The organism is Flavobacterium daejeonense DSM 17708 (assembly GCF_000425425.1).
Taxonomy (GTDB): Bacteria; Bacteroidota; Bacteroidia; order Flavobacteriales; family Flavobacteriaceae; genus Flavobacterium; species Flavobacterium daejeonense.
In genome coordinates this window covers 92,406-114,433 of record NZ_AUDK01000014.1, presented here as the reverse complement: position 1 = coordinate 114,433, position 22,028 = coordinate 92,406, and the positions used below count along the sequence as shown (strand labels likewise).

Annotated in this window: 19 protein-coding genes; 5 read left to right on the top strand and 14 right to left on the bottom strand. The window is 34.9% G+C overall.

Features of this window, described 5'->3' with window-relative positions; genetic code table 11:
- From H599_RS0111220 to H599_RS0111205, 4 genes are all read right to left on the bottom strand, one after another.
- Positions 1-2,396: alpha-2-macroglobulin family protein (locus tag H599_RS0111220; RefSeq protein ID WP_026714224.1), on the bottom strand; the 2,396-nt coding region annotated here is incomplete at its 3' end.
- A 307-nt stretch (positions 2,397-2,703) separates the two neighbouring features.
- On the bottom strand, positions 2,704-4,365 hold the full coding sequence (gene menD, locus H599_RS0111215; protein WP_026714223.1) for a 2-succinyl-5-enolpyruvyl-6-hydroxy-3-cyclohexene-1-carboxylic-acid synthase: 1,662 nt from the start codon (positions 4,363-4,365) through the stop codon (positions 2,704-2,706).
- A 179-nt stretch (positions 4,366-4,544) separates the two neighbouring features.
- Complete coding sequence (locus tag H599_RS0111210; protein ID WP_026714222.1) at positions 4,545-5,141, bottom strand: glutathione peroxidase; 597 nt, start codon at positions 5,139-5,141, stop codon at positions 4,545-4,547.
- A gap of 74 nt (positions 5,142-5,215) precedes the next feature.
- Positions 5,216-7,429: a TonB-dependent receptor gene (locus H599_RS0111205; RefSeq protein ID WP_026714221.1), complete on the bottom strand. Its 2,214-nt coding sequence runs from the start codon at positions 7,427-7,429 to the stop codon at positions 5,216-5,218.
- A gap of 192 nt (positions 7,430-7,621) precedes the next feature.
- Here H599_RS0111205 and H599_RS0111200 point away from each other — a divergent pair, with 192 nt between their 5' ends.
- Together H599_RS0111200 and H599_RS0111195 are read left to right on the top strand one after the other, a co-directional pair.
- Positions 7,622-8,152 (top strand): RNA polymerase sigma factor, encoded by a 531-nt coding sequence (locus H599_RS0111200; RefSeq protein WP_026714220.1) that lies wholly within the window; start codon positions 7,622-7,624, stop codon positions 8,150-8,152.
- A 4-nt stretch (positions 8,153-8,156) separates the two neighbouring features.
- Entirely contained in the window at positions 8,157-8,942 is a 786-nt protein-coding gene (locus H599_RS0111195; RefSeq protein ID WP_026714219.1) for an anti-sigma factor, read from the top strand.
- 73 nt (positions 8,943-9,015) lie between these two features.
- Here H599_RS0111195 and H599_RS21105 read toward each other — a convergent pair whose 3' ends face one another.
- Together H599_RS21105 and H599_RS21100 are read right to left on the bottom strand one after the other, a co-directional pair.
- Complete coding sequence (locus H599_RS21105; protein WP_211253751.1) at positions 9,016-9,201, bottom strand: hypothetical protein; 186 nt, start codon at positions 9,199-9,201, stop codon at positions 9,016-9,018.
- A complete protein-coding gene (locus H599_RS21100; protein ID WP_051590716.1) occupies positions 9,170-9,391 on the bottom strand; it encodes a hypothetical protein in 222 nt (73 codons plus the stop codon). Before H599_RS21100 ends, H599_RS21105 begins: the two co-directional genes overlap by 32 nt.
- A 264-nt stretch (positions 9,392-9,655) precedes the next feature.
- On the opposite strand from H599_RS21100, the gene H599_RS0111185 reads away from it, so the two are divergent.
- The 3 genes from H599_RS0111185 (at position 9,656) to H599_RS0111175 (ending at position 15,303) form a co-directional block, all read left to right on the top strand.
- A complete protein-coding gene (locus H599_RS0111185; protein ID WP_026714218.1) occupies positions 9,656-13,174 on the top strand; it encodes a nitrate reductase in 3,519 nt (1,172 codons plus the stop codon).
- Between the two features lie 107 nt (positions 13,175-13,281).
- Positions 13,282-14,724 carry a rubredoxin gene (locus tag H599_RS0111180; RefSeq protein WP_026714217.1) on the top strand — a complete coding sequence of 481 codons (1,443 nt, stop codon included), beginning with the start codon at positions 13,282-13,284 and terminating at the stop codon, positions 14,722-14,724.
- A 27-nt stretch (positions 14,725-14,751) separates the two neighbouring features.
- Positions 14,752-15,303 (top strand): acyl-CoA thioesterase, encoded by a 552-nt coding sequence (locus tag H599_RS0111175; protein ID WP_026714216.1) that lies wholly within the window; start codon positions 14,752-14,754, stop codon positions 15,301-15,303.
- Between the two features lie 203 nt (positions 15,304-15,506).
- On the opposite strand, the gene moaA is transcribed toward H599_RS0111175, so the two are convergent.
- The 8 genes from moaA to H599_RS0111135 all read right to left on the bottom strand — a co-directional run bounded on the left by moaA (position 15,507) and on the right by H599_RS0111135 (position 21,810).
- Complete coding sequence (gene moaA, locus H599_RS0111170; protein WP_026714215.1) at positions 15,507-16,514, bottom strand: GTP 3',8-cyclase MoaA; 1,008 nt, start codon at positions 16,512-16,514, stop codon at positions 15,507-15,509.
- A complete protein-coding gene (moaCB, locus tag H599_RS0111165; protein ID WP_026714214.1) occupies positions 16,501-17,415 on the bottom strand; it encodes a bifunctional molybdenum cofactor biosynthesis protein MoaC/MoaB in 915 nt (304 codons plus the stop codon). Before moaCB ends, moaA begins: the two co-directional genes overlap by 14 nt.
- 3 nt (positions 17,416-17,418) lie before the next feature.
- Entirely contained in the window at positions 17,419-17,850 is a 432-nt protein-coding gene (locus H599_RS0111160) for a molybdenum cofactor biosynthesis protein MoaE (RefSeq protein ID WP_026714213.1), read from the bottom strand.
- A gap of 69 nt (positions 17,851-17,919) precedes the next feature.
- Entirely contained in the window at positions 17,920-18,990 is a 1,071-nt protein-coding gene (locus H599_RS0111155) for a HesA/MoeB/ThiF family protein (RefSeq protein ID WP_026714212.1), read from the bottom strand.
- Between the two features lie 28 nt (positions 18,991-19,018).
- Complete coding sequence (locus H599_RS0111150; protein ID WP_026714211.1) at positions 19,019-19,255, bottom strand: MoaD/ThiS family protein; 237 nt, start codon at positions 19,253-19,255, stop codon at positions 19,019-19,021.
- Positions 19,255-20,055 carry a uroporphyrinogen-III C-methyltransferase gene (cobA, locus tag H599_RS0111145; RefSeq protein ID WP_026714210.1) on the bottom strand — a complete coding sequence of 267 codons (801 nt, stop codon included), beginning with the start codon at positions 20,053-20,055 and terminating at the stop codon, positions 19,255-19,257. The genes H599_RS0111150 and cobA overlap by 1 nt, the downstream gene beginning before the upstream one ends.
- A 5-nt stretch (positions 20,056-20,060) precedes the next feature.
- A complete protein-coding gene (locus H599_RS0111140) occupies positions 20,061-20,630 on the bottom strand; it encodes a molybdenum cofactor guanylyltransferase (protein WP_026714209.1) in 570 nt (189 codons plus the stop codon).
- 7 nt (positions 20,631-20,637) lie between these two features.
- Positions 20,638-21,810: a molybdopterin molybdotransferase MoeA gene (locus H599_RS0111135; protein ID WP_026714208.1), complete on the bottom strand. Its 1,173-nt coding sequence runs from the start codon at positions 21,808-21,810 to the stop codon at positions 20,638-20,640.
- Positions 21,811-22,028 lie beyond the last annotated feature (218 nt).

The following is a 22,028-nucleotide window of genomic DNA, read 5'->3' as shown; positions in this document are numbered from 1 at the left end:
CCTGTAATTCCTTCCAGAGCTACTTTTACTTTGGTTACTACTTTCGAATTATAAAATTCTACACTTGTACTTCCTGCTTTGTCAGGATGTACATAAGGATTCCAATAAATAGTATTTCTTATAGCTGCATTTTTATCCAACTCTGTATTAGGTTTTTCAGGATCTGGCGAATAAAAAACACGAGCGGTGTAAAAGCCTACTATTTCTTTTTTAATAGATTGATTAGGTGTTTGTTTAAGCTTATTACCTGTATTTTTATTTGTATAAATTGCTATAATAACTCCATTACCTGCTTGGGAACCTTGAAACAAAGCTACTTGAGCCCCTTTTACAGAATCAATTCTTAATACATCAGTAGGTATAATTACATCTAATTGAGACTTCTCAAAAATTCTATAACCATCGACTAAAATTATTGGTGCATCGACAACAAAAGAATCTTCTTCAATCCTAACATGTGGAATTTTTTGTGAAATAAGCTCATAAATATTACTATATGAATTAGTGTCTTCATCTCCAATATAACTAAAATCAGCAAATCCATAATTGCCATTACTAGCTACCATCATAGCTGTTTCAGTTTTTATCGAAGAAGATCTAATAGCCACCTCTTTCAAAACATTCTCTGGTTTAACACCAAAAGCAGTTAATTTTTTCAAAACATTTTCTGCCAATGTATTGGTTGGTTCTGATAAATCAATATCCTTTTTTTGCAACGAAACATTCATCGGTGAACGTTCGATAGAATCCAAAAGCATTTCGCCTTTGAATTTCCCTTTTTTATCCCGTGTATTCAAATACATTTTTGTTTTTCCGGAAAATTCCAGATTTTCAAATTGAAAACGTCCAATAGAATCGGTCACGGCACTGAAAATTCCGTTACTCTTTTTTCCCATTAAAGCCAAAGTCACATTATTATTTACTAATGGTTTGTCAGCAAAAAGCTGTTTCACTCTGCCGGAAATTGTGATTCCTTTTTCTTCTTTATAAAGATTAGATTTGTCAACTTGGGGTATAGTTTTCCAAACAAAATCCCGCCATCCTTGCGTTAACAATAAATTATCTAAATGTTCTAAACGTTTCGGATTTCGCGTATCAAAATAGTAGCCCGGATGATGTACTTTTCCTCTTATATCTGATTCCATTAGAAAATAAGAACAAATGTTTGATTCGTAAGCATCATCTTCTATACCATTTGTATCGGTAACACTCAATGAAAAACTCGCTGATTTTCCTTCTCCGGATTTCAATTTAGAAGAAACAGAAACAACAGCCTTTTCGTCAGGTTCGTAAGTACTCTTATCAGTAGAAAGCTCTACTTCTAAATCTTTATCTTTCTCAAAATAAACCAAGCGTTCACTTTGAGGTTTATTGGTTGCATCAAATAAAGTAATTTGGCTGATACCGTCCGAAATTTTGTCTTTTGGGATTTCAAAAGACAAACTGGTTTCGATTAAATTTTGCGTAGTTTCTAAAAAGGAAACTCCTCTGGATTTGCAAACAATTTTAAATGTTGCATTTGGATTTTGGGCTAAAGTTTCGGAATTGGTACTAATACTTACAATATTTTTCCCTTTAAAATTGCGATAACTTAAAGTATAACCCAATTTTAATGGTTTTGGGAAATCCTGTTGGAATTCAAATCCGCTTTCGGTTTTCATTTTCGCATAATAACTTTTGCCTTCAATGAGTAGCAATTGTGTTTTTCCCATGCCATCATGTACACTTTCAAAAGCACTGACTAACTCATTATCCGAATCATAAATTTCGCCTTTAATATTTATTGGTTTTCCGTTAGCATCTACGGCTTTAAAACCGATTACACTGGCTACATTTTCTATAAGCGAACCACCTTCGGGGAAAAAATCTATTTTGTAAGGATTTTGTTTGGCTACTTCACTATTCGATTTTTTAGTTTCCAAAATCGATTTTTGAGCAACTTTTGTGTTTTCTTTCGATTCAAAAACATCGATGATTTCAATATCTTTGGTAAACACAAAATCATTTCCAAAATTCCGATTCCAATTCGTATAAGCTCTTAATTGATATTTCCCTGGTTTCACTCCAACAGAATCAGCCAAGTGAAAGTCACCATTTCCTAAGCCAATTGTTAATTTGGTTTTATTACGGGCAATAATTTTGGCTTCCGGCGAAATCAATTCGACGTACAAAATTCCACTTAAATCAAACAATAAATTATTGGTTGCCCTTACCACATAGGCCTTATACCATAAATCCTCGCCCATAAAATAAGTACTTCTGTCCGTGTGCAGGTAGATTTTTTCGATATCAGAAATGGATTTAGTATCCTGTGCCTGAACGAAAATCGGAAATAAAAACAAATAGAGAAAACAAAACAAAGCTTGTTTTTGGCAACAAATAGCTTCTTTAATCATATACGTTAATTTAATGATGAACTAAAAAAGAATAAGAATAACTACCAATTACCCAATACAGCATTTAAACCAAAAACGTATATTCTTAAAAACCACAAAAAAACACTTGCAATTATTAAGCCAAACACTACAAAATTAACTTTAATTTTTTAAGAAAAACTTTAAACTCGTACCACAAAACAATCTGGATCTTTAAAAAGTAGACAAAAAAAATATCGGAAATCTATAGAAATTAATATTCTTAAGATTCCCGATATTGCTATAAACTATCAACTAACTGTTAAAAATCAGTCAGCGATTTCAATTTTTAAACCAACTCTTTAAAAAACTGTTTTAAAATAGTATCATTTTCTGTGGTTGGGGTGAAAATTTCTAAAATAGATGGTTGATTGTTATTCGCATACAACTGATTCAAACCACTTTCTAAACTTTTTTCATCGCTAGCTTTGAAATAATTCAATCCGTACATTTTAGCTAAATGTTCCGCTGTAAGTTGGTGTGAAGTTTCGAAAAAAGTATTAAAAACAGGATTTTCTTCATGCCCCGGTAAAATCCGGAAAATTCCTCCGCCTCCATTATTAATCAAAATGATTTTGAAATTTTCTGGAATATAGGCATTCCACAAGGCATTACTATCGTATAAAAAACTCACATCACCAGTAATAAATACCGTTGGCTTTTTACTTGCAACCGCCGCCCCGATAGCCGTTGATGTACTGCCGTCAATTCCACTGGTACCACGGTTGCAAAACACTTCAATTGAAGGATCAATTTCTATTAATTGCGCATAACGGATTGCCGAACTGTTACTGATTTGCAACTGCGAATGTTGTAGTAAACTTTTAATAATCGTATCAAAAACCAGAAAATCCGAGAATGGAATTTTGCTTAAATAGTACTGTTGTTTTTCTTTTCTTAAAACTTTTAACTCTGAAGCTTTTGAAAAATAATCACTTTTAACCGCTTTAGTCAAAGGCAAAAATGATTCGAAAAAAGTATTAGGATTGACTTCAAAATGCTTAGTCAAAGCATCAAAAGTATCATAAGCACGTAAGGAATCGATGTGCCAATGTTCTTTGGGTTGATATTTGCGTAAAAAAGCTTTGATACGTTTAGAAACAATCATTCCTCCAAAAGTGATTAAAATTTCCGGACAAAAATCCTCAAAATCACTTTCAGTAAATGGTGTAATGATCGTATCAATATTCGAAATAAAATCAGGATGATGCAAATTAGAAGTCGTTTCGGTCATCACCACAACCGATTCGTCTTTGGCTAAAGTTTGAATGATTTCATTCGAAATTAAATAGGGATCATTGGTGCCTACTAAGATTAATTTCTTCGTGGATTGATTCCATATTTCGACAAAAGGGGCTAAATCTTCCAATGTCTTCATCGAATTCAAACTGGCAAAATGATTGACCATCACATCAACCGTAAGCTCCGACACTGTTTCGTACAAAGGCTCTTCAAAAGGCGCGTTGATATGTACCGGACCTTTTTTATAAAAGGCTATATCTATGGCTTCGTTGACTTTATGGTCATTTTCTTTTGAGGCTTCTTCGGTTAAATTAGCATTGTACAGCGAATGATTTTCAAAAACATTTTCCTGACGGATGGTTTGTCCGTCGCCAATATCAATTTTACTTTGTGGTCGGTCTGCCGAAATAACAATCAAAGGAATCTGACTGTAAAAAGCTTCGGCAATAGCGGGATAATAATTCAATAATGCCGAACCCGAAGTACAAACTACGGCTACCGGACGCTTGATTTGTTGCGCAATACCCATAGCAAAAAATGCCGCACAACGCTCATCAGCAATACTATAACAATTAAAATCAGGATTATTGGCAAAACCAATTGTTAGTGGTGCATTTCTGGAACCTGGAGAAATGACAATATCGACGATTCCTTTGGCTAAACAAATCTGAAGAATGCTTTGCGCTAAAGGTTTTTTGGGATAAATCATTGTTTTTATTTCAAAAAAAATCAAAGATACAAAGATGCCATTAGTTTAGTATAAATTATTTGTATTATAATGTAAATAATTTATATTAAAATCATACTATTTTGTATATCTGAATATAAACAAAAAAGCGATTTCTAAATTCAATTAAAAATCGCTTTTTAGATATAATTTAAAATCAATTATTGTTTAATCCAGTTTACAATTTCCGGAGCATCAGGCTTGGTTTTAGAATAATAGACTTCTACTAAATGTCCTTTTTCGTCAATCAGGTATTTTTGAAAATTCCATTTTACTTCCGAATCTTTCACTCCGTTTTTTTCTTTTTGTGTTAAAAACTTATATATCGGACTCATATCTTCTCCTTTTACTGAAATTTTTGCCATCATTGGAAAAGTAACCCCATAGTTTAATTTGCAAAAACTGGCAATTTCAGCATTAGTTCCCGGCTCCTGTCCGTTAAAATTGTTCGCAGGAAAACCCACAATTGTAAAACCTTTGTCTTTGTATTCTTTATAAATCGCTTCTAATTGTTCGTATTGTGGCGTATACCCACATTTGGAAGCCGTATTGACAATCAATACTTTTTTGCCCTTTAATTTCGAGAAATCAAATGTTTCTCCTGATAAATCCTCAACTTTAAACTGATAAATACTTTGGGTATCCACTGCTTTTTCTTTTTTTACTATTTTTACTTTATCTGCTTTTTTACTCTGTGCCTCAATATTTCCACTTAAAAACAATAATGCGGTACAAAGGCTAAATACAATTTTTTTCATAGGTTTCTTTTTTGATAAAATTAATCAAATCAATTCTTTTTAACTGCTAAAAAAGCAAACAAAAACTGTACCTTTTAGAATCGATAGGTAATTTTAGCTTTTAAATTAAAAGGTGTTCCCGGAGTAAAATGAATTTCATCAACAGGACTAACTTCGTTTTTTAATCTTGATTCAGTTGCAAATTGGGTTTCGTTCCATTCGGTATTAAATAAGTTTTGAATGGATATACCAAAACTAACATTTTTCAAATCATAATTCAAATTCATATCGGTCACAAAATAACCTTCGGCAACAATAGAATTATCTTCGTTAGCAGGACGATTTTTAATGTAACGGTAACGAATTCCTCCTGAAAAACGGTGCCAATTTTGAAAACTTATCCCTCCTGCTGTAGTAAAATCAGGCGATAACGGAACATAATCCCGTCCTTTCGGTTCATCAATGCTTCTGGCAAAAGTATAATTGGCATCCGAATAAATATAAAAAATCTCATTTAAATGATAGCGGATTCCAAAATCGGCTCCCATTCTTTTAGTTCTTCCACTTGGCTCAATGGTTCCTCCATCGCCGGAATACACAAATTCCTGTTGCAGGTACATGTACCACAAAGCCGAATTGATAATTAAATTATGAGAAGGTTTCCAAATTGTCCCAATATCAGTCCCAATAGCTGTTGGCAATGTTTTATATCCGTTATTCGCAACCACAACGCGGGTATCATTCGAATGAAAGCCCATTCCTGATTTTAAAAAAAACTGCAAATTGTTATTGTAAGAATAAATAAAATTCAATTTTGGAGAAAATTTCACTTCACTTTCCGATTGATTCGTATAGGTATCACTTAGTTTATCCTGATAATTAAATTTAAAATAGTCGAAACGCAAGCCCGGATTAATCATCCATTTCCCAAAAACAAATTCTGAATTCAAATACACATATTGATTGCTTTCGTCGATATCCCCTAATTTAATATGCTCCAAAGTTGTTTTTCTGCTCAACGTATGGGACAATTCACTGTCTTTTGTAGCATCGGATCTAAAACCAAGTCCTAGTTGGTAATTAATATCCCAAATATTATTTTTAATTTTTTTATTGATTTCGGCATTCATTCCATAAAGCATTCTGCTCTCTTTTTGCCTGATTTGATCTCCGTTAACCGGATCCTTCAAGAAAAAAGTAAAATTAGAATACAACTCCAATGCATACTTGCTAAAAAAAGTATTGACTTTTACAAAGGTATTTTTGTCTATTGGTTTTACCAAAGAAGCAATGATATTACTTCTGGAAGTGTTTCCTCCCTCGGTATCATCGACAGCACCAAATCGGGAAATAGTCCCATCATCTACTAATCGCTGCGGAATTTGCCCGGAAGCATCCCACTTACTAGAAAAATGCGATGCCGAAATCGAAAATTTGCTATTCAGTCCTAACAAATAAGTATATTTTCCCAACAAGTTAATACGATTGAAATTTTGAGGAGATTCAAAAGGTCCATCGGTCAAAAAATATTCTGTGGCAATGTAAGCTCTTTGATTCTTAGTATTGTCCAAAAGATTAAACAAACCTACTGTACGTTTCATATTAAACTGTCCTGCCTCTACACTGATACTACTGTAATCAAGTTTTTCTTTAGTTTGAAAACCTACGTATCCAGCTGTGGCAAAATCGCCTTTATTGGCATAATACGTTCCTTTGCCATAATCTATTTTGTCTACTGTTTCCGGAATTACAAAATGCAAGTCGGCATAACCCTGACCATGCGCATGCGAAACCATATTTATTGGCATTCCATCTACTGAAATGGCTACATCAGTCCCGTGATCGATATCAAAACCTCTTAAAAACATTTGTTCGCTCTTACCTCCGCCTGCATGCTGACCAATGAACAATCCGGGTACTTTTTGCAAAATTTCCTGAGAAGTATTCACCGGTGAAGTCTGTAAATCTATTTTCGAAATTAGATTCATCGCCGAAAGTTTGTGCTGAATGACAACATCATTTAGTTTCAAAACACCATCAGCCAATATAATTTTATTCTCGCCATCAATGACAACATGATTTTTTATTTTAAATCCTAAAGCGGTAATTCTTAAAACATCACCAACATTGGTTTCCTCAATTGTAAATTCCCCCGAATCATCAGTATGCGAATGGGATTCGGTGATTGGATTCATGATAAAAGCATTTCCAATCGCATTTCCGTATTCGTCAATAACAATTCCTTTTTGTGTTTGAGAAAAAGTACAAAAACCTATAAAAACAGCAAATACTGTAAAAATATGTTTCATGAAAATTATATCATTTTAGTTGGTCTGCTGGTCAAATATAAAATGTTAAACAAAGAATAGTATCCTGTATATCATGATAAACTTGATTTTCATCATAATAAAAAGAAAAATAAGATTTTTATTCTGAATCTAATAAAAGCTATACTTTCTTAAATTAAGTTTGCATAAGTTTGTAAAACAAAAATCAAAACAATGACTCAAGACGAATTATTAGTTTTAATCCATCAAAAAGACGAAAAGGCGTTTACCGTTCTTTATGATATGTATGCCAAAAGTCTTTTTTCGGTAATTAGTGTTCTAATTAAAAATACCGAAGAAGCCGAAGACGTACTGCAGGAAGTATTTGTAAAGATCTGGAAAAACTTAGACAGTTATAACGAAAACAAAGGGCGTTTTTACACTTGGATAATTAATATAGCCCGCAATACAGCTATAGACAAACTGCGTTCTAAGAACTTTAACAACAGTCAAAAAAACCTTTCTTCTGATAATTTCGTAAATCTATTAGAAGACAATAATAAATTGACGAATAAAGTGGACGGAATAGGTTTGCAGGAATTCATCAAACGATTAAAACCTAAATGTATTCAAATCATTGATTTATTGTTTTTTAAAGGCTATACCCAACAAGAAACTGCGGACGAACTGGAAATCCCTTTAGGAACGGTAAAAACGCACAACAGAAACTGTATGAATGATTTAAGAAACTATTTGAAAGTATAGCACAATGGAATTGAAAGAATATATAGCATCAGGGATATTAGAACTTTATGTTTACGGCTCATTATCTGAAACAGAAAATGAAGAAGTAGCCGCTATGGCAAAAAAACATCCGGAAATTCAAGCTGAAATTTTAGCTATTGAAAAAGCAATACTGGCACTTTCTTCTAGCTTTTCTCCTTCGCAATCAGTTGAAAATTATGCTAAGATTAAAGAAAAATTAGCTCTAAACCAAACTGAAGTTATTCCCTTTACTCCGAAGCGAAATTGGGCTCAATATCTTGGTTGGGCTGCGGCGGTACTTTTACTGGGAGGAATTGGTTTTCTTTACAATAAATTGCAACAAAGTAATCAACAATTGGTAAACAGCACTGTTGAAAAAACAAAAACCAATACAAACCTTAAACAAATTGAATTGGAAAAAAAAGCGCTTGAAACCAATCTGGCTATAATAAAAGACAGTAACAATACGGTAATTGCACTTAGTGGTCAAACTGTTTCTCCGGAATCTTCGGCTAAAATTTATTGGAACAAAGAAACTCAAACGGTTTATGTTGATGCTTCCGGCTTACCGGAACCACCTAAAGGCATGGTGTATCAGGTTTGGGCTTTAAAATTAAACCCTTTAACTCCTGCCAGCATCGGATTATTGGATAAATTCGAAGACAATAGCCAACGCTTTTTTGCTGTCAACAACACTGCTGAAGCCGAAGCTTTCGGAATTACTTTAGAACCTGCCGGCGGAAGTATTACGCCAACATTGGAACAATTGTATGCTTTAGGGAAGGTGTAATTTTTACCATTAAGAACTTAAGTTTTTAACTAAACTTAATTTCTTAATGGTTTTACTTTAAAAATGAAATTCTTTAAACTTTTACAAATCGCATATCTACTTCTATTTCGATAAAATTCCACTCTTCTGTTTTTCGAAGTTTATACAAAAGTTCTTCAAAAGCTTCTTCATCAACAGGAGCATATTCGAACCAGATTAAAAAATCAAAAGGCTCTCCAATGTCCCGACTATGGAATAACTTTCGGGCAATGGCCGGCAAAAGTCGCTGATGGTCTTCCTAAATCTTCCTGAATGGCGACCAATTGTTCTTTTTCTGCCTTTTCAGTATATCTCAGATGACTTACAATTCCTTTTAAAGTCCAAATTCCTTCTTTAGATTGTTCCGAAGAAGCTGGTACTTTTTTTAAATATTTAATAATTTCCAGCGATTCTCCCTTTAAAAGCTGCATATTTCTTAGCTTCCATTCCCCTCATTCTCCTCCAATGAAATCAAAAATTGTTGCCGACATAAATTTTGTTTTTAATTAATACTTATTTTTTGAGCTAAAAAAAAGATAATAAGCATTATTTTAGACTTCTATTATCTTTTTATCAAACTTACAAAATATTTTAAAAAAATAAGTATTTATACGTAATTAATACGTATTTTTACACTATCAAATTTAACATTAAGTTTAAAAAAAGAAGTTCGCCATTAAAAAACACAAATGATAATGCAAAATTCAGAAATCAAAACTACCTGTTCGTATTGTGGTGTAGGATGCGGAATCATTGTCAGCAAAGATTCCGGTAACGGAGTTGCTGTTAAAGGAGATATAGATCATCCGGTAAACCGAGGAATGCTTTGTTCTAAAGGAATGAATCTACATTATGTAGCCAACGATACCTCTGACAGAATTCTTTTTCCCGAAATGCGCTGGAGTAAATCCCATCCTATGGAGCGCGTGAGTTGGGATGAAGGATTGGATCGTGCAGCGGCAGTTTTTTCTTCTATCATAAAAAAATATGGGCCTGACAGTGTTGGTTTTTATATTTCAGGGCAATGTTTGACTGAAGAATACTATTTGGTAAACAAATTGGTTAAAGGTTTTTTAAAAACGAATAATATCGATACCAATTCCCGTCTTTGTATGAGTTCGGCAGTTGCGGGTTACAAAAAAACGTTCGGAGAAGATTCGGTTCCAATTGCTTATGAGGATATCGAATTGGCCGATACTTTCCTGATTACCGGAGCTAATCCGGCCTGGTGCCACCCTATTTTGTTCAGACGTTTGGAACAACATCGGGAGAAAAATCCAAAAGTAAAAGTTATTGTAATCGATCCGAGAAAAACCGATACTGCACTTTCTGCCGATTTACATTTGCAAATTCTACCGGGAAGCGATATTATTTTATACCACGCCCTAGCCAAAAGAATTATTGAAAAAGGCTATACCGATAATGATTTTATCAAAAAACACACTGAAAATTTTGAAGCTTATAAAGAATTAGTCTTAGCTACTTCTCTAGAAAAAGCTTCTCAGTTGTGTGGTATCTCTATCAAAGAAATTGATCAGGCTGTTGATTTAATCGGAAAAGCCGAAGGCTTCCTTTCACTTTGGGCTATGGGACTGAACCAAAGTGCTGTGGGAGTTGATAAAAACACCGCCTTACTTAATATTTCACTTTTAACGGGACATGTTGGGAAACCGGGATCCGGACCATTTTCACTGACCGGACAGCCTAATGCTATGGGCGGACGAGAAGTGGGTGGAATGGCAAATTTATTAGCGGTTCACAGAGAATTAGCTAATCCGGAACACCGTCAGGAAGTAGCCGATTTTTGGGGAGTGGACAGCATTTCTGAAAAACCGGGACTCACCGCCACCGAAATGTTTGAAGCCTTAGAATCCGGAAAAATGAAAGCGGTTTGGATTATTTGTACCAATCCAATGGTAAGTTTGCCAAATTCCAGACAGGTCGAAAAAGCCTTGAAAAACGCAAAATTCGTAGTCGTTCAGGAAATCTCACATAAGGCCGATACAGCTAAATACGCCGATTTATTGCTTCCGGCTGCGGGATGGTTAGAAAAAGAAGGAACAATGACCAATTCGGAAAGACGAATTTCTTATTTGCCGAAAGGGATTAATGCTCCGGGAGAAGCTCTTCCTGATTTTGAAATCCTTACCCGTTTTGCTAAAAAAATGGGATTCAAAGGATTTAATTTCAATACACCGGAAGAAGTCTATAAGGAATATTGTCAAATGACAAAAAACACCAATATTGATATTTCTTACCTGAATTACAACCGATTAAAACACGAAGGTACTTTCCAATGGCCGGTTCCCGATTACGGACATCCGGGTACACCTCGTCTTTTTACCGATAAAAAATTCTATACGCCTTCGCAAAAAGCCATTTTCAATTTACCAACAACTATTGAAAATACTTCGGTAAAACCAGATGATAAATTTCCACTGATTCTGACTACAGGACGTATTCGCGACCAATGGCATACGATGACTAAAACCGGAAAAGTATCCCGATTATTGTCGCATATTCCTAATCCGTATTTGGAAATTAATCCTATTGATGCTTTTAAAAACGGAATCGAAAACGGAGATATCGTGGTGGCAAGCAGCCGAAATGGCGATGTTCGTGTCAAAGCAACGGTTACCGATACTATTAAAGAAGGTGTTGTCTTTTTGCCAATGCATTGGGGAAAACAATTAGAAAATGATTTAAACCGAGCCAATAATCTAACAAATACCTTAGTAGATCCGGTTTCTAAAGAACCTGATTTTAAATATACGGCGGTAGCAGTAAAAAAATACGAAAAACCATTTCAGAAAATTGCCATTGTGGGTGCCGGTGCCGCTTCGTTCCGATTTATACAAAATTACCGAGAGTTAAACATTACCGATGAAATTGTAGTTTTCTCTAATGAAGTCAATCCTTTTTACAACCGTGTATTGTTGCCGGAATATGTAACCAACGAATTGTCCTGGGAAAATTTATTAAAAATCAGGAATGATGATGGTTTAAGCAAACTGAATATCACTTTGAAATCTGGTGTAGGTATTGAAAATATTGATACTACCTATAAAACCATCAAAGACAGTCGTGGCGAAATCCACACTTTTGACCGCCTGATTTTGGCCACCGGAAGCCGTCCTTTTATTCCGGAAAATGCTCAGTTACACCTTCCGGGACGTTTTACCATGCGTAGAAAAGAAGACGCTGACCGATTGAAAAATTATTTGGATCAAACTAAATTGGCTCCTGAAAACCAACACGTGGTAATAGTCGGTGGTGGTTTATTAGGACTCGAATTGGCTGCAGCCTTAAAACATAAAAAAGTAAAAATCACCATAATCCAAAGAGCTTCCCGATTGATGGAACGCCAACTGGATCGTATTTCCTGTAAATTATTAGCCGAAGAAGTGCAACTTCGTGACATTCAAATCTATTTTGATAATGAAGTAAGCACTGTTTTCGAATCCGATCATCCAAATGAATTGGAAATTGCACTGAAAAGTGGTCGAATTTTAACTGCAAATGCCATTGTTTACGCCATTGGAACCGTTCCAAATATCGAAATTGCCAAAGAAGCCGGAATTGTTTGCGGACGCGGAGTGAAAGTCAACCAATATTTACAATCCTCTAATCCTGATATTTTTGCTATTGGCGAAATTGCTGAATTTGAAGGCAAATTATTCGGAATTACATCGGCTGCCGAAGAACAGGCAGATATTTTAGCCAACTATTTTGCCGGCGATATCAGTAGTTTTTATAAAGGCTCCATTTTAATGAATATTCTAAAACTGGAAGATATTAATCTGTGCAGCATTGGTGATTTGAGCATTCCTGAAAATGATGACAGCTATGAAGAAATCATTTTTTCGGATATGAAAAAACGTTATTACAAAAAATGTATTGTTAAAGACGACTTACTCGTTGGTGCTATTTTAATGGGAGATAAAAACGAATTTGCCGAATTCAAAACCATGATTGAAAGCAAAATCGAATTGTCAGACAAACGAAACCAACTCCTGAGAGGAAATGCTGCTGCTGCCAAACCTGTAGTTGGAAAACTGGTTTGCTCCTGCAGTCAGGTTGGAAGTGGAAACATAGAAGAAACCATCAAATCCGGAACAACCAATTTTACCGAACTATGTAAATCAACCGGTGCCGGACTGGGTTGCGGAAGTTGTAAAACCGAAGTAAAAGAGATTTTAGCAAAATGCAAATAAGTAACTAGTAAATAGGAATTTGATTAATCCTAATCACTTTTCACTACTCACTTTTCACTATTCACTATTCACTATTCACTATTCACTATTCACTAAAAAGAAACAACATGGAATTAACACGATTGATAGTAAAAGGAGGCGTTATTTCGCCGGGAGAGTTAAGAAACATTGTCAACCTGAGTTTAGAACAAGGTTTGAAAAATATTTCTTTTGGTTCCAGACAGGATATCATTTTTCCAAATGGTTTCGAATATTCTGAAACCGAAAATAATGGCAAACTGCACATTGTGTATCCCAATGAACAAAGCGGAAATAATATTGTTTCTTCTTATGTTTCGACCGATATTTTCAGAAACACGCCCTGGCTTACGGGCAATAAATTTCTGTATGTATTGGAACAATTTAAAGAGCAGCCTGTTCTAAAAGTAAATATTACCGATCCTAAACAACAATTGGTTCCGCTATTTACAGGTCATATCAATTTTATCGCTTCGGAACACGAAGATTATTGGTATTTGTACATTCGATTGCCTAACTGGCAGCGCATGGAAGTTTATCCGGTGTTGATTTACAGCTGGGATATTGCCGAAATTTACTACGAAATTGAGCGTCTGGTGAGCGAAGAATCGATGGGAATTGATATGATTTTCAATTTGGTTAGTGAAAATATTGATTCTAATAACCGAACCATTGACAAACCGTTAAATGTTCCTTTTTATCCTTTTCCGTATTACGAAGGAATGAATCGTCTGGGAATTGACCAATATTGGTTAGGCTTATACTGGAGAAATAACCTCTATGATTTAGAATTTCTAAAAGAAATGTGCGATTTGTGTTTTGATTGCAAAATTGGGAAAATATGTATTACCTCTTGGAAATCTTTCATTATTAAAGGTATCCCGAAAGACCGAAAACTGGATTGGGAAAAATTCCTTGGTAAAAAAGGAATAAACGTTCGTCATTCTCTTTTGGAATTAAACTGGCATTTACCAGTTGCTACCGATTGGTCTTTGAACCTGAAAACTTTTTTGGTGAGAACTCTGGATCAGTTTGACATTAGTACCTACGGACTTACATTTGGCATTTCCGCTTACAATCGTGAAGGGCATTATTTTACTTCTATTGTCATTGAAAAAAACAAGTTGCCTAAAGATTTGGAATCCATCAAAATCAGAGACACCTATAATGTTTTGTATGCCAAACATTTCGACCCAAATACCCGGGAATATATTGTTCACACTCAGGATATTGACAAGCTGGAATTGCCAAGTATTCTTATCGAATTGAGTAAAAAATACTTTAACGAATTAGGAAGCAACACAACAACTGACAATAATACGGCTGCAACAGTTAAAAAAGAAAATCCGGAATATGATGTTTATCAATGTTCCGAATGTTTGACGGTTTACAATCCGGAATTTGGTGATGCGGTACAAAATATCGCCAAAGGTGTTCTGTTTGAAGATTTACCTGATGATTATTGCTGTTCTTTGTGCGAAGCTCCAAAATCTAATTTTGTACTTTTAACAACCGAAAAACAAGATATTTAAAACCAAAACTATCCAAAAATACGATTTATGAGTATCGAATACAAAACTGTTGATTCTTCTAAAATAACCATAACCGAATTAATGCTTCCATCGCATACGAATTTCAGTGGAAAAATTCACGGAGGTTATATTTTATCCTTAATGGACCAAATTGCCTTTGCCTGTGGTTCTAAATTTTCAGGAAATTATTGTGTAACGGCTTCTGTGGATACGGTAAACTTCCTAATGCCTGTTGAAGTGGGCGAATTGGTCACCATGAAAGCCAGCGTAAATTATGTAGGAAACAGCTCGATGATTATCGGTATTCGGGTAGAAGCCGAAAACATTCAAACCGGAGTGATTAAACATTGTAATTCGTCTTATTTCACCATGGTTGCCAAAGACAAACAGGGAAAAAATGTAGCCGTTCCGGGATTGATTTTAACCACGCTGAAAGAAGTAAGCCGTTTTCAAAATGCCTTGCGTCAGATTGCTTTGAAAAAAGAAAAAGAATACCAAAAAACCATTGCTACTTTTGGTTCCATTGAGAACATCTTAAAATCAAAAGAATACAAAGTAAAAGTCGATTTTGAGAAATAAGAGTTGGATAGACCCGACCGGTTTTTTAAATCGGCCGAATCTATAAACAACATCTAAAAACGCGAAAAGCACAGTGTAATGCTGTGCTTTTTGTATTTGTACCGATTTTGTTTCTATTGAAAGACTAAAATTAATTAACCGCAAATTAACGCAAATCTATTTGTGAAAATTTGTGTAATTTTCGGTTAAAAAACTTTTCAAATCTACCCCCCAATAGCAATCATAGAACGATTGTCCTGATTTAAAACAGGATTATCAACATCTTCAATAGTTGTCATTCCAGATCTAATTTTTTTCTTATTTTTAATAGCTGTGGCAATTATACTCTCGATTGCTTCTCCATTTCTGTAAGCAGTAAGTAAATCGGTTTCTGAATTAGAAAACAGGCAATTCTTGATTTTTCCATTTGCCGTAAGGCGGATTCTATTACAACCATCACAAAAAGGATTCGTAATCGAACTAATGATTCCGAAGCTTCCTAAATGATTTTTAATTTTAAATTCTCTGGCGGTGAAGTTTTTTTCGTCATGTAATTTTTCCAGATTCGATTCAGAAAAATGAGCGGAAACCTGATTTAAAATTTCTGCTTGGGAAACCATTTTGCTTCTGTCCCACTGATTTCCGGCAAAAGGCATGAATTCAATAAAACGAATCGAAACCGGTAAATATTCAGTTAATTTGATAAAATCAATGATTTCATTATCGTTAAATCCTTTAATCAAAACCACATTTACTTTGACCTTAAAATCATTATTTAGCAGTAAATGCAAATTATCAATTACCTTTTCAAACTGATTACGAAGCGTAATCGTATTGAATTTGGCAGCAACCAAAGTATCTAAACTCAGGTTAATTTTTTTGATGTTAAATTGTTTCAAAACATCAAGATGTCTGTCGATTAAAATTCCGTTTGTGGTGATGGAAATCTCTGTTTCTAATTGAGCCAGTTTTTCAATAATTTCAGGAAAATCTTTTCGCAACAGCGGTTCGCCTCCTGTTAATCTTATTTTGTTAACGCCATTATTTACGAATGTTTGGGCAATAGCAAAAACCTCATCGGCGGTCATTAACTCTTTTTTTGGAGATAATGTAATTCCCTCGGCAGGCATACAATAGGTACAACGCAAATTGCATTTTTCAATCAAGGAAATACGCAAATAGTTGTGTTTACGACCAAAATCATCCGTCAATATGGTGTTATTTGGTATCATGATTACTCCCTTTTAGGATGTGAAAAACATGCAGTACATGTGGAAAAACAGCATCCATAGATTCTTTGGCTCCGTTAACCGAACCCGGCAAAGCCAAAACCAAACTGTCTCCGATTGTTCCCGCCACCGAACGCGAAAGCATGGCATACGGCATTCGGTCCTGCCCATAATTACGAATCGCTTCTTCGATTCCCGGGATTCTGTTTTCTAACAATGGTTCTAATGCTTCCGGTGTTACATCTCTTGGTGAAAGCCCGGTTCCTCCGGTAAAAATCACCAATTGATTGTCCTGAGAATATTTTAAAGTTCGCTCCCGAATAAAGTCGATTTCGTCCGGAATAATTTCGTAATGCGAAGTTGCTACTCCGTAAGATTCTAATTTTTCTACAATAATTTTCCCCGAACGATCTTCTTTTTCTCCTGCAAAAATAGAATCCGAACAAACAAAAACAGCCGCTTTTAAAACATCACGGAATCGGTTTTTATAAGACGATTTTCCGCCTTTTTTCTCTACTAATTTAATGGTAGAAATTTCAATATTTTTGTCAATCGGTTTCAGCATATCATACATCGTCAACGCCACAATAGACGCTCCGTGCATGGCCTCCACCTCTACTCCTGTTTTGTAAACGGTTTTTACCGTAAACAAAATAGCAATCGTTAAATCCTTGATCTCATAAGCCACCGCCGTATATTCAATTGGCAGCGGATGACAATCCGGAATAGATAAATGCGTATTTTTTACTGCAAATAAACCCGCTGTTTTTGCCATTTCAAGCACATTGCCTTTGGGAACTAAATTTTTCTCAATAGCTTCAATGGTTTCCGGCAAACTTACTTTTACTGTTGCCATCGCAGTTGCCGAACGTAAGGTATTTATTTTATGGGTGATATCAACCATGTTTTATTTATTTTGCTTCCAAATGAAGTTTTCGTTTTCAAAAATTTCTTTACCAAAGATAGGCACTTCGGTTTTAATCCAGTTCACAATTGTTTCGGTCGCTTCATAAACCTGTGTACGATGTCCGGCAGAAACAAAAACAAACAAACAGATTTCGCCAGCTTTTACAACACCCAAACTGTGATAAATATGCATGCAAACCAAATCAAATTGGGCAAAAGCTCTTTCTCTGATTACACTTAAAGCTTCATTCGCCATTTCTTCATAAGCAGTATATTCAATGGCTTTTACCACATTTTCCTCATGAACATCGGCGCGAACCTGACCCAAAAAAATATTGTGCGCACCAATAGTATGTTTTCCCTGGTGTTTAGCAATCGAATCGGCTATAAATTCCGGAGTAATGGCTCCTTCAATGAAAACTTTTTTGCTCATAATATTATTTTTTACCGCAAATTCGCAGATTTTAAATAATTATAATTTGTGAATCTGTGGCTATTATTTTTAAATAGAAATAGTGTTAGCGGCTATAACTCCTTCCAGTTTTAAAGCACCACCAGCAATACTTTGTACTTTTGAAAACGAATGATTTCTTAAGATTTCAACCGCTCTTTTACTTCTAATTCCCGATTGACAATAAACCAACAGCTTTTTATTTAAATCTAATTCCGATAAATTGTCTTCTAAATCAGCTAATGGAATTTGGATATGATTTGGCAAACTTATTTTTGGAAATTCCTCTTCATTTCTTACATCCAGAAAAAGAACTTCCAAATCATTTATTTGTTCCAAAGCTTCATTAGCTGTTATTTCCAAAGTAGTATTTTCAACAGCATTGTATTTTTTTTCGAAATCCAATCGGCTTAATGAACTAGTATTACTTTTAACCAACTCAAATTTTTGTTGGTCATTCGTCAGCATATTGTAAATTAACAATTCACCCGAAAGCACTTTTCCTATTCCAAGAACCATTTTCAACACTTCATTAGCCTGAAACATCCCAATAATTCCAACAGAAATTCCCATCACTCCTGCATCGACACAATTTTTACTGTTAGATTTTTCATCCGGAAAAAGACAGCGGTATGTAGGTCCGTTTTGATAATTAAACACCGAAACCTGCCCTTGGAATTTATAAATTGAGCCGTAAACAAAAGCTTTGTTGGTTACCACACAGGCATCATTAATCAAATATTTGGTTTGTAAATTATCGGTAGCATCAACCATAATGTCATAATACTCGAATAATGCAATGGCATTTTTAACATTCAAAGTATCCGTAATGGCATTAATTTGTATCGAAGGATTTAAAGACAAAGCCATTTCTCTAGCTTCCAGAGCTTTTGATTTTCCTATGGCATCATTTCTGTAAATTACCTGACGTTGCAGATTAGTAATTTCGATGGCATCATTGTCAATAATACCTATTTCACCAATTCCGGCCGCTGCCAGATACGGTAAAATTGCCGCACCTAAACCACCAGCACCAATGATTAAAACTTTAGCCTGAGTTAATTTTTCCTGACCTTTTTCGCCAACTTCAGAAAGTATAATTTGTCGATTGTATCGCATCATTTCTACCAATTAAGAAATAGTATGTTTTTTAACCTCCGGCAAATGGAGGTAACAAAGCAACAACATCATTGCTTATTAACATATAACTATTTGCATCTTGCACTATTTTTTGATTAACCGCAACGCTATAAGAAAGCGAAGCCAAATCATATTTTTGTTCTAATTCATCTACTAATTCCTGTAAAGATAAATTAGAAAAAGGAATATTCTCTCCTTGAATCTTTGTTTTTTCGGCTACAGCGCCAAAATATTTTACACTTAGCATTATTCGGTTACATTTAGATTTTGAAAAATAAACTCGTCATCACTATAAGCCGCTTTAGTAAAAACGGATAATTCAGAAGTGTGATTCACTACCTCGCCTATCACGATAATTGCCGGAGAAGACAATTGGTGCTCGGCAACCAATTTACTAATGCTGCTAACTTTACCAATCACTTTTTTCTGAGTGTCTTTAGTTCCGTTTTGAATAATAGCAACCGGCAAATCATCAGTTCGGTTATTTTGATAAATGGCTACAATTTCGTCCAGTTTATGCATCCCCATTAAAATTACAACCGTAGCCGAAGATTGCGCCGCCAAACTCACATCTGTCGATAATTTGTGAGCCGAAGTGGTTCCGGTAATAACCCAAAAACTTTCTGAAATTCCTCTTTGCGTTAAACTAATTCCATTAGAAGCCGGAACTCCTAAAGCTGAAGATATTCCCGGTACAATTGCGGTTAACAAACCGTGATTTTGAGCAAATTCAATTTCTTCACTTCCTCTACCAAAAACAAATGGATCGCCTCCTTTCAATCGAACTACGTGACCGTACTTCTGAGCCATAACCACAATTAATTCATTAATTTGATCCTGAGTATAAGCATGACAACCAAAACGTTTCCCTACAAAAACAATTTCTGCTCCTGCAGCCGCATATTGCAATAAATCCTCATTCACCAGTGCATCATAAAGCACTACATCTGCATCGCCCAGCGCTTTAATGGCTTTAATGGTAATTAACTCTGCATCACCAGGCCCCGCTCCTACTATAGTCAATCTTGCTGTGTTTGCCTTTTTCATAATCTTCAATTTTGGATGTTCAATTCCTTTAATTCGGCAGGAGAATTTACATTTCTAAATTGTCCGCTTCTCTCATCTGTCACTTCTATTAGCTGATGTTTTACTTTTTCCAGCAAACGCATCATTTTTAAATCATTATCTTCAATTGCCTTTTGCAAAACCGGAATTATTTTCTTCGAATAAATTCCTATCAAAGGGTGAATTTTATTAGTATCTGAAAAAACAGAAACTTCAAATTCTGCCTGATGTTTTGCTATCAATTCCTGCAAAATTTCCGTTGAAATCAACGGAATATCGCAACTTAATATCAAATTCATTTGAGATTCCGAATGAACCAAAGCTGAATAAATTCCGCCAACAGGTCCCTTATCTAATTCAATATCTTTTATTTTCGAATAGGACAAATAATCGTAAGCCGATGTATTGGTCACTAATTGTATTTCCTTACTAATAGGCAAAGCCGCTGCAATAATATGCTCTATAAATGGCTTTCCCTGAAAAAACACCAATCCTTTTTCCGACTGCATTCGGCTGCTTTTGCCTCCGCATAAAATTGAGATGGTTACTTTTTTCATTTTTTTTTTAATTAAAAGGCAAAACTACCACTTTCTCATTCGCCTTAACATGAGCAATATCATGTGGTATGACAATTAAACCATTTGCAATCGAAAAAGTATTCAGCATCGCCGAACTCTGACTCTCCAGAACCGTTACTTTTTCCTCATCACACAAGGCTTTTAAAAATAAGGTTTTCCCTGATGTATTATTAAAATCGGTATTAATTTTTCGTTTAATTTCCTGCAAATGTATCGCTTCAAATCCCATCATTTTTTTCAATGCAGGCAAAGCATACACATAAAAACATGTCAACGACGAAGCCGGATTTCCCGGTAAAGCAAAAACGATTTTGTTTTCTTTTCGACCAAAAAACAAAGGTTTTCCGGGTTTTTGATTGATTTTATAAAACAACTCCGTTACGCCATTTTTCAACAAAGCCTCTCTCACATAATCATAATCTCCTACCGAAATTCCGCCGGAAACCAACAATACATCATAATTTTCTAAACAACTCTCGATAACTATTTTAGTTTTTTTCAAACTGTCTTTTACTTTAAATACCGTCGTTTTCTTAATGCCGATGGCTTTCAAAGCAGCTTCCAGCATCACTGAGTTACTTTCGTAAATTTTTCCTTTTGGTAATTTTTTTCCCGCTGAAACCAATTCGTTTCCGGTAACCAAAATAGCTACTTTTGGTTTTTCGTAAACCTTAATTTTGGTTATTCCCAAACTGCTCAAATAACCGATAGCCGCAGCTGTAATTACAGTATGGACATCCAAAACCAATTCGCCTTTTTTAATTTGCTCTCCCTTCGCTCTCACATTTGCGTAAGCGACCGGCATTTTGTCTATTTGCAACAAATTATCGGTAATTCTTGTATGCTCCTGCATCACCACCGTATCTACATCATCAGGAACAAAAGCACCGGTAAAAATGCGAACCGCTTGATTTTCTTCAATTTTTTCATCTAAAAAATCTCCCGCCTGAGCCATTTTTACCACTTCAAACTGATTCAAACCGCTATGCGTAAAAGCATATCCATCCATCGCCGACTGACGGAAAGGAGGCATATTTATAGGAGAATAAACAGCTTCTGCCAAAACAAATCCCAGTGATTTACTCACTTTGATTTTTGAAATTGGCATTTTGCAACTATTCTCAGCTATTATCTTTAAAGCATCGGCTACCTGAATCATAAAACTTAAAATTTTAAAAACTAAGTACTAATACTTAGCAAATATACGTAATTTTATTTAGTACCACTAAAAAAAGAGTTTCTAAAGCGGCGAAATACAACATTGGAAATTAATTTGCTATAAATTGCGAAAAAAATAATCTTTAATTCGTTTTAATGTTAAATCTACAATCCAAACTTAGCAGAATTGTTATAAAATTCTAACAATTGAGGCAAAAA

Coding starts and splice junctions, on each gene's coding strand:
- moaA (WP_026714215.1), bottom strand. CDS start 16,514: ATGATACCAAATAACACCATATTGACGGATGATTTTGGTCGTAAACAC.
- H599_RS0111140 (WP_026714209.1), bottom strand. CDS start 20,630: ATGAAAAAAGTAACCATCTCAATTTTATGCGGAGGCAAAAGCAGCCGA.
- H599_RS0111150 (WP_026714211.1), bottom strand. CDS start 19,255: ATGCTAAGTGTAAAATATTTTGGCGCTGTAGCCGAAAAAACAAAGATT.
- H599_RS0111155 (WP_026714212.1), bottom strand. CDS start 18,990: ATGATGCGATACAATCGACAAATTATACTTTCTGAAGTTGGCGAAAAA.
- H599_RS0111205 (WP_026714221.1), bottom strand. CDS start 7,429: ATGAAACATATTTTTACAGTATTTGCTGTTTTTATAGGTTTTTGTACT.
- H599_RS0111175 (WP_026714216.1), top strand. CDS start 14,752: ATGAGTATCGAATACAAAACTGTTGATTCTTCTAAAATAACCATAACC.
- H599_RS0111185 (WP_026714218.1), top strand. CDS start 9,656: ATGCAAAATTCAGAAATCAAAACTACCTGTTCGTATTGTGGTGTAGGA.
- H599_RS0111135 (WP_026714208.1), bottom strand. CDS start 21,810: ATGATTCAGGTAGCCGATGCTTTAAAGATAATAGCTGAGAATAGTTGC.
- H599_RS0111200 (WP_026714220.1), top strand. CDS start 7,622: ATGACTCAAGACGAATTATTAGTTTTAATCCATCAAAAAGACGAAAAG.
- H599_RS0111195 (WP_026714219.1), top strand. CDS start 8,157: ATGGAATTGAAAGAATATATAGCATCAGGGATATTAGAACTTTATGTT.
- H599_RS0111180 (WP_026714217.1), top strand. CDS start 13,282: ATGGAATTAACACGATTGATAGTAAAAGGAGGCGTTATTTCGCCGGGA.
- H599_RS0111210 (WP_026714222.1), bottom strand. CDS start 5,141: ATGAAAAAAATTGTATTTAGCCTTTGTACCGCATTATTGTTTTTAAGT.
- menD (WP_026714223.1), bottom strand. CDS start 4,365: ATGATTTATCCCAAAAAACCTTTAGCGCAAAGCATTCTTCAGATTTGT.
- moaCB (WP_026714214.1), bottom strand. CDS start 17,415: ATGGTTGATATCACCCATAAAATAAATACCTTACGTTCGGCAACTGCG.
- cobA (WP_026714210.1), bottom strand. CDS start 20,055: ATGAAAAAGGCAAACACAGCAAGATTGACTATAGTAGGAGCGGGGCCT.
- H599_RS21100 (WP_051590716.1), bottom strand. CDS start 9,391: ATGCAGCTTTTAAAGGGAGAATCGCTGGAAATTATTAAATATTTAAAA.
- H599_RS0111160 (WP_026714213.1), bottom strand. CDS start 17,850: ATGAGCAAAAAAGTTTTCATTGAAGGAGCCATTACTCCGGAATTTATA.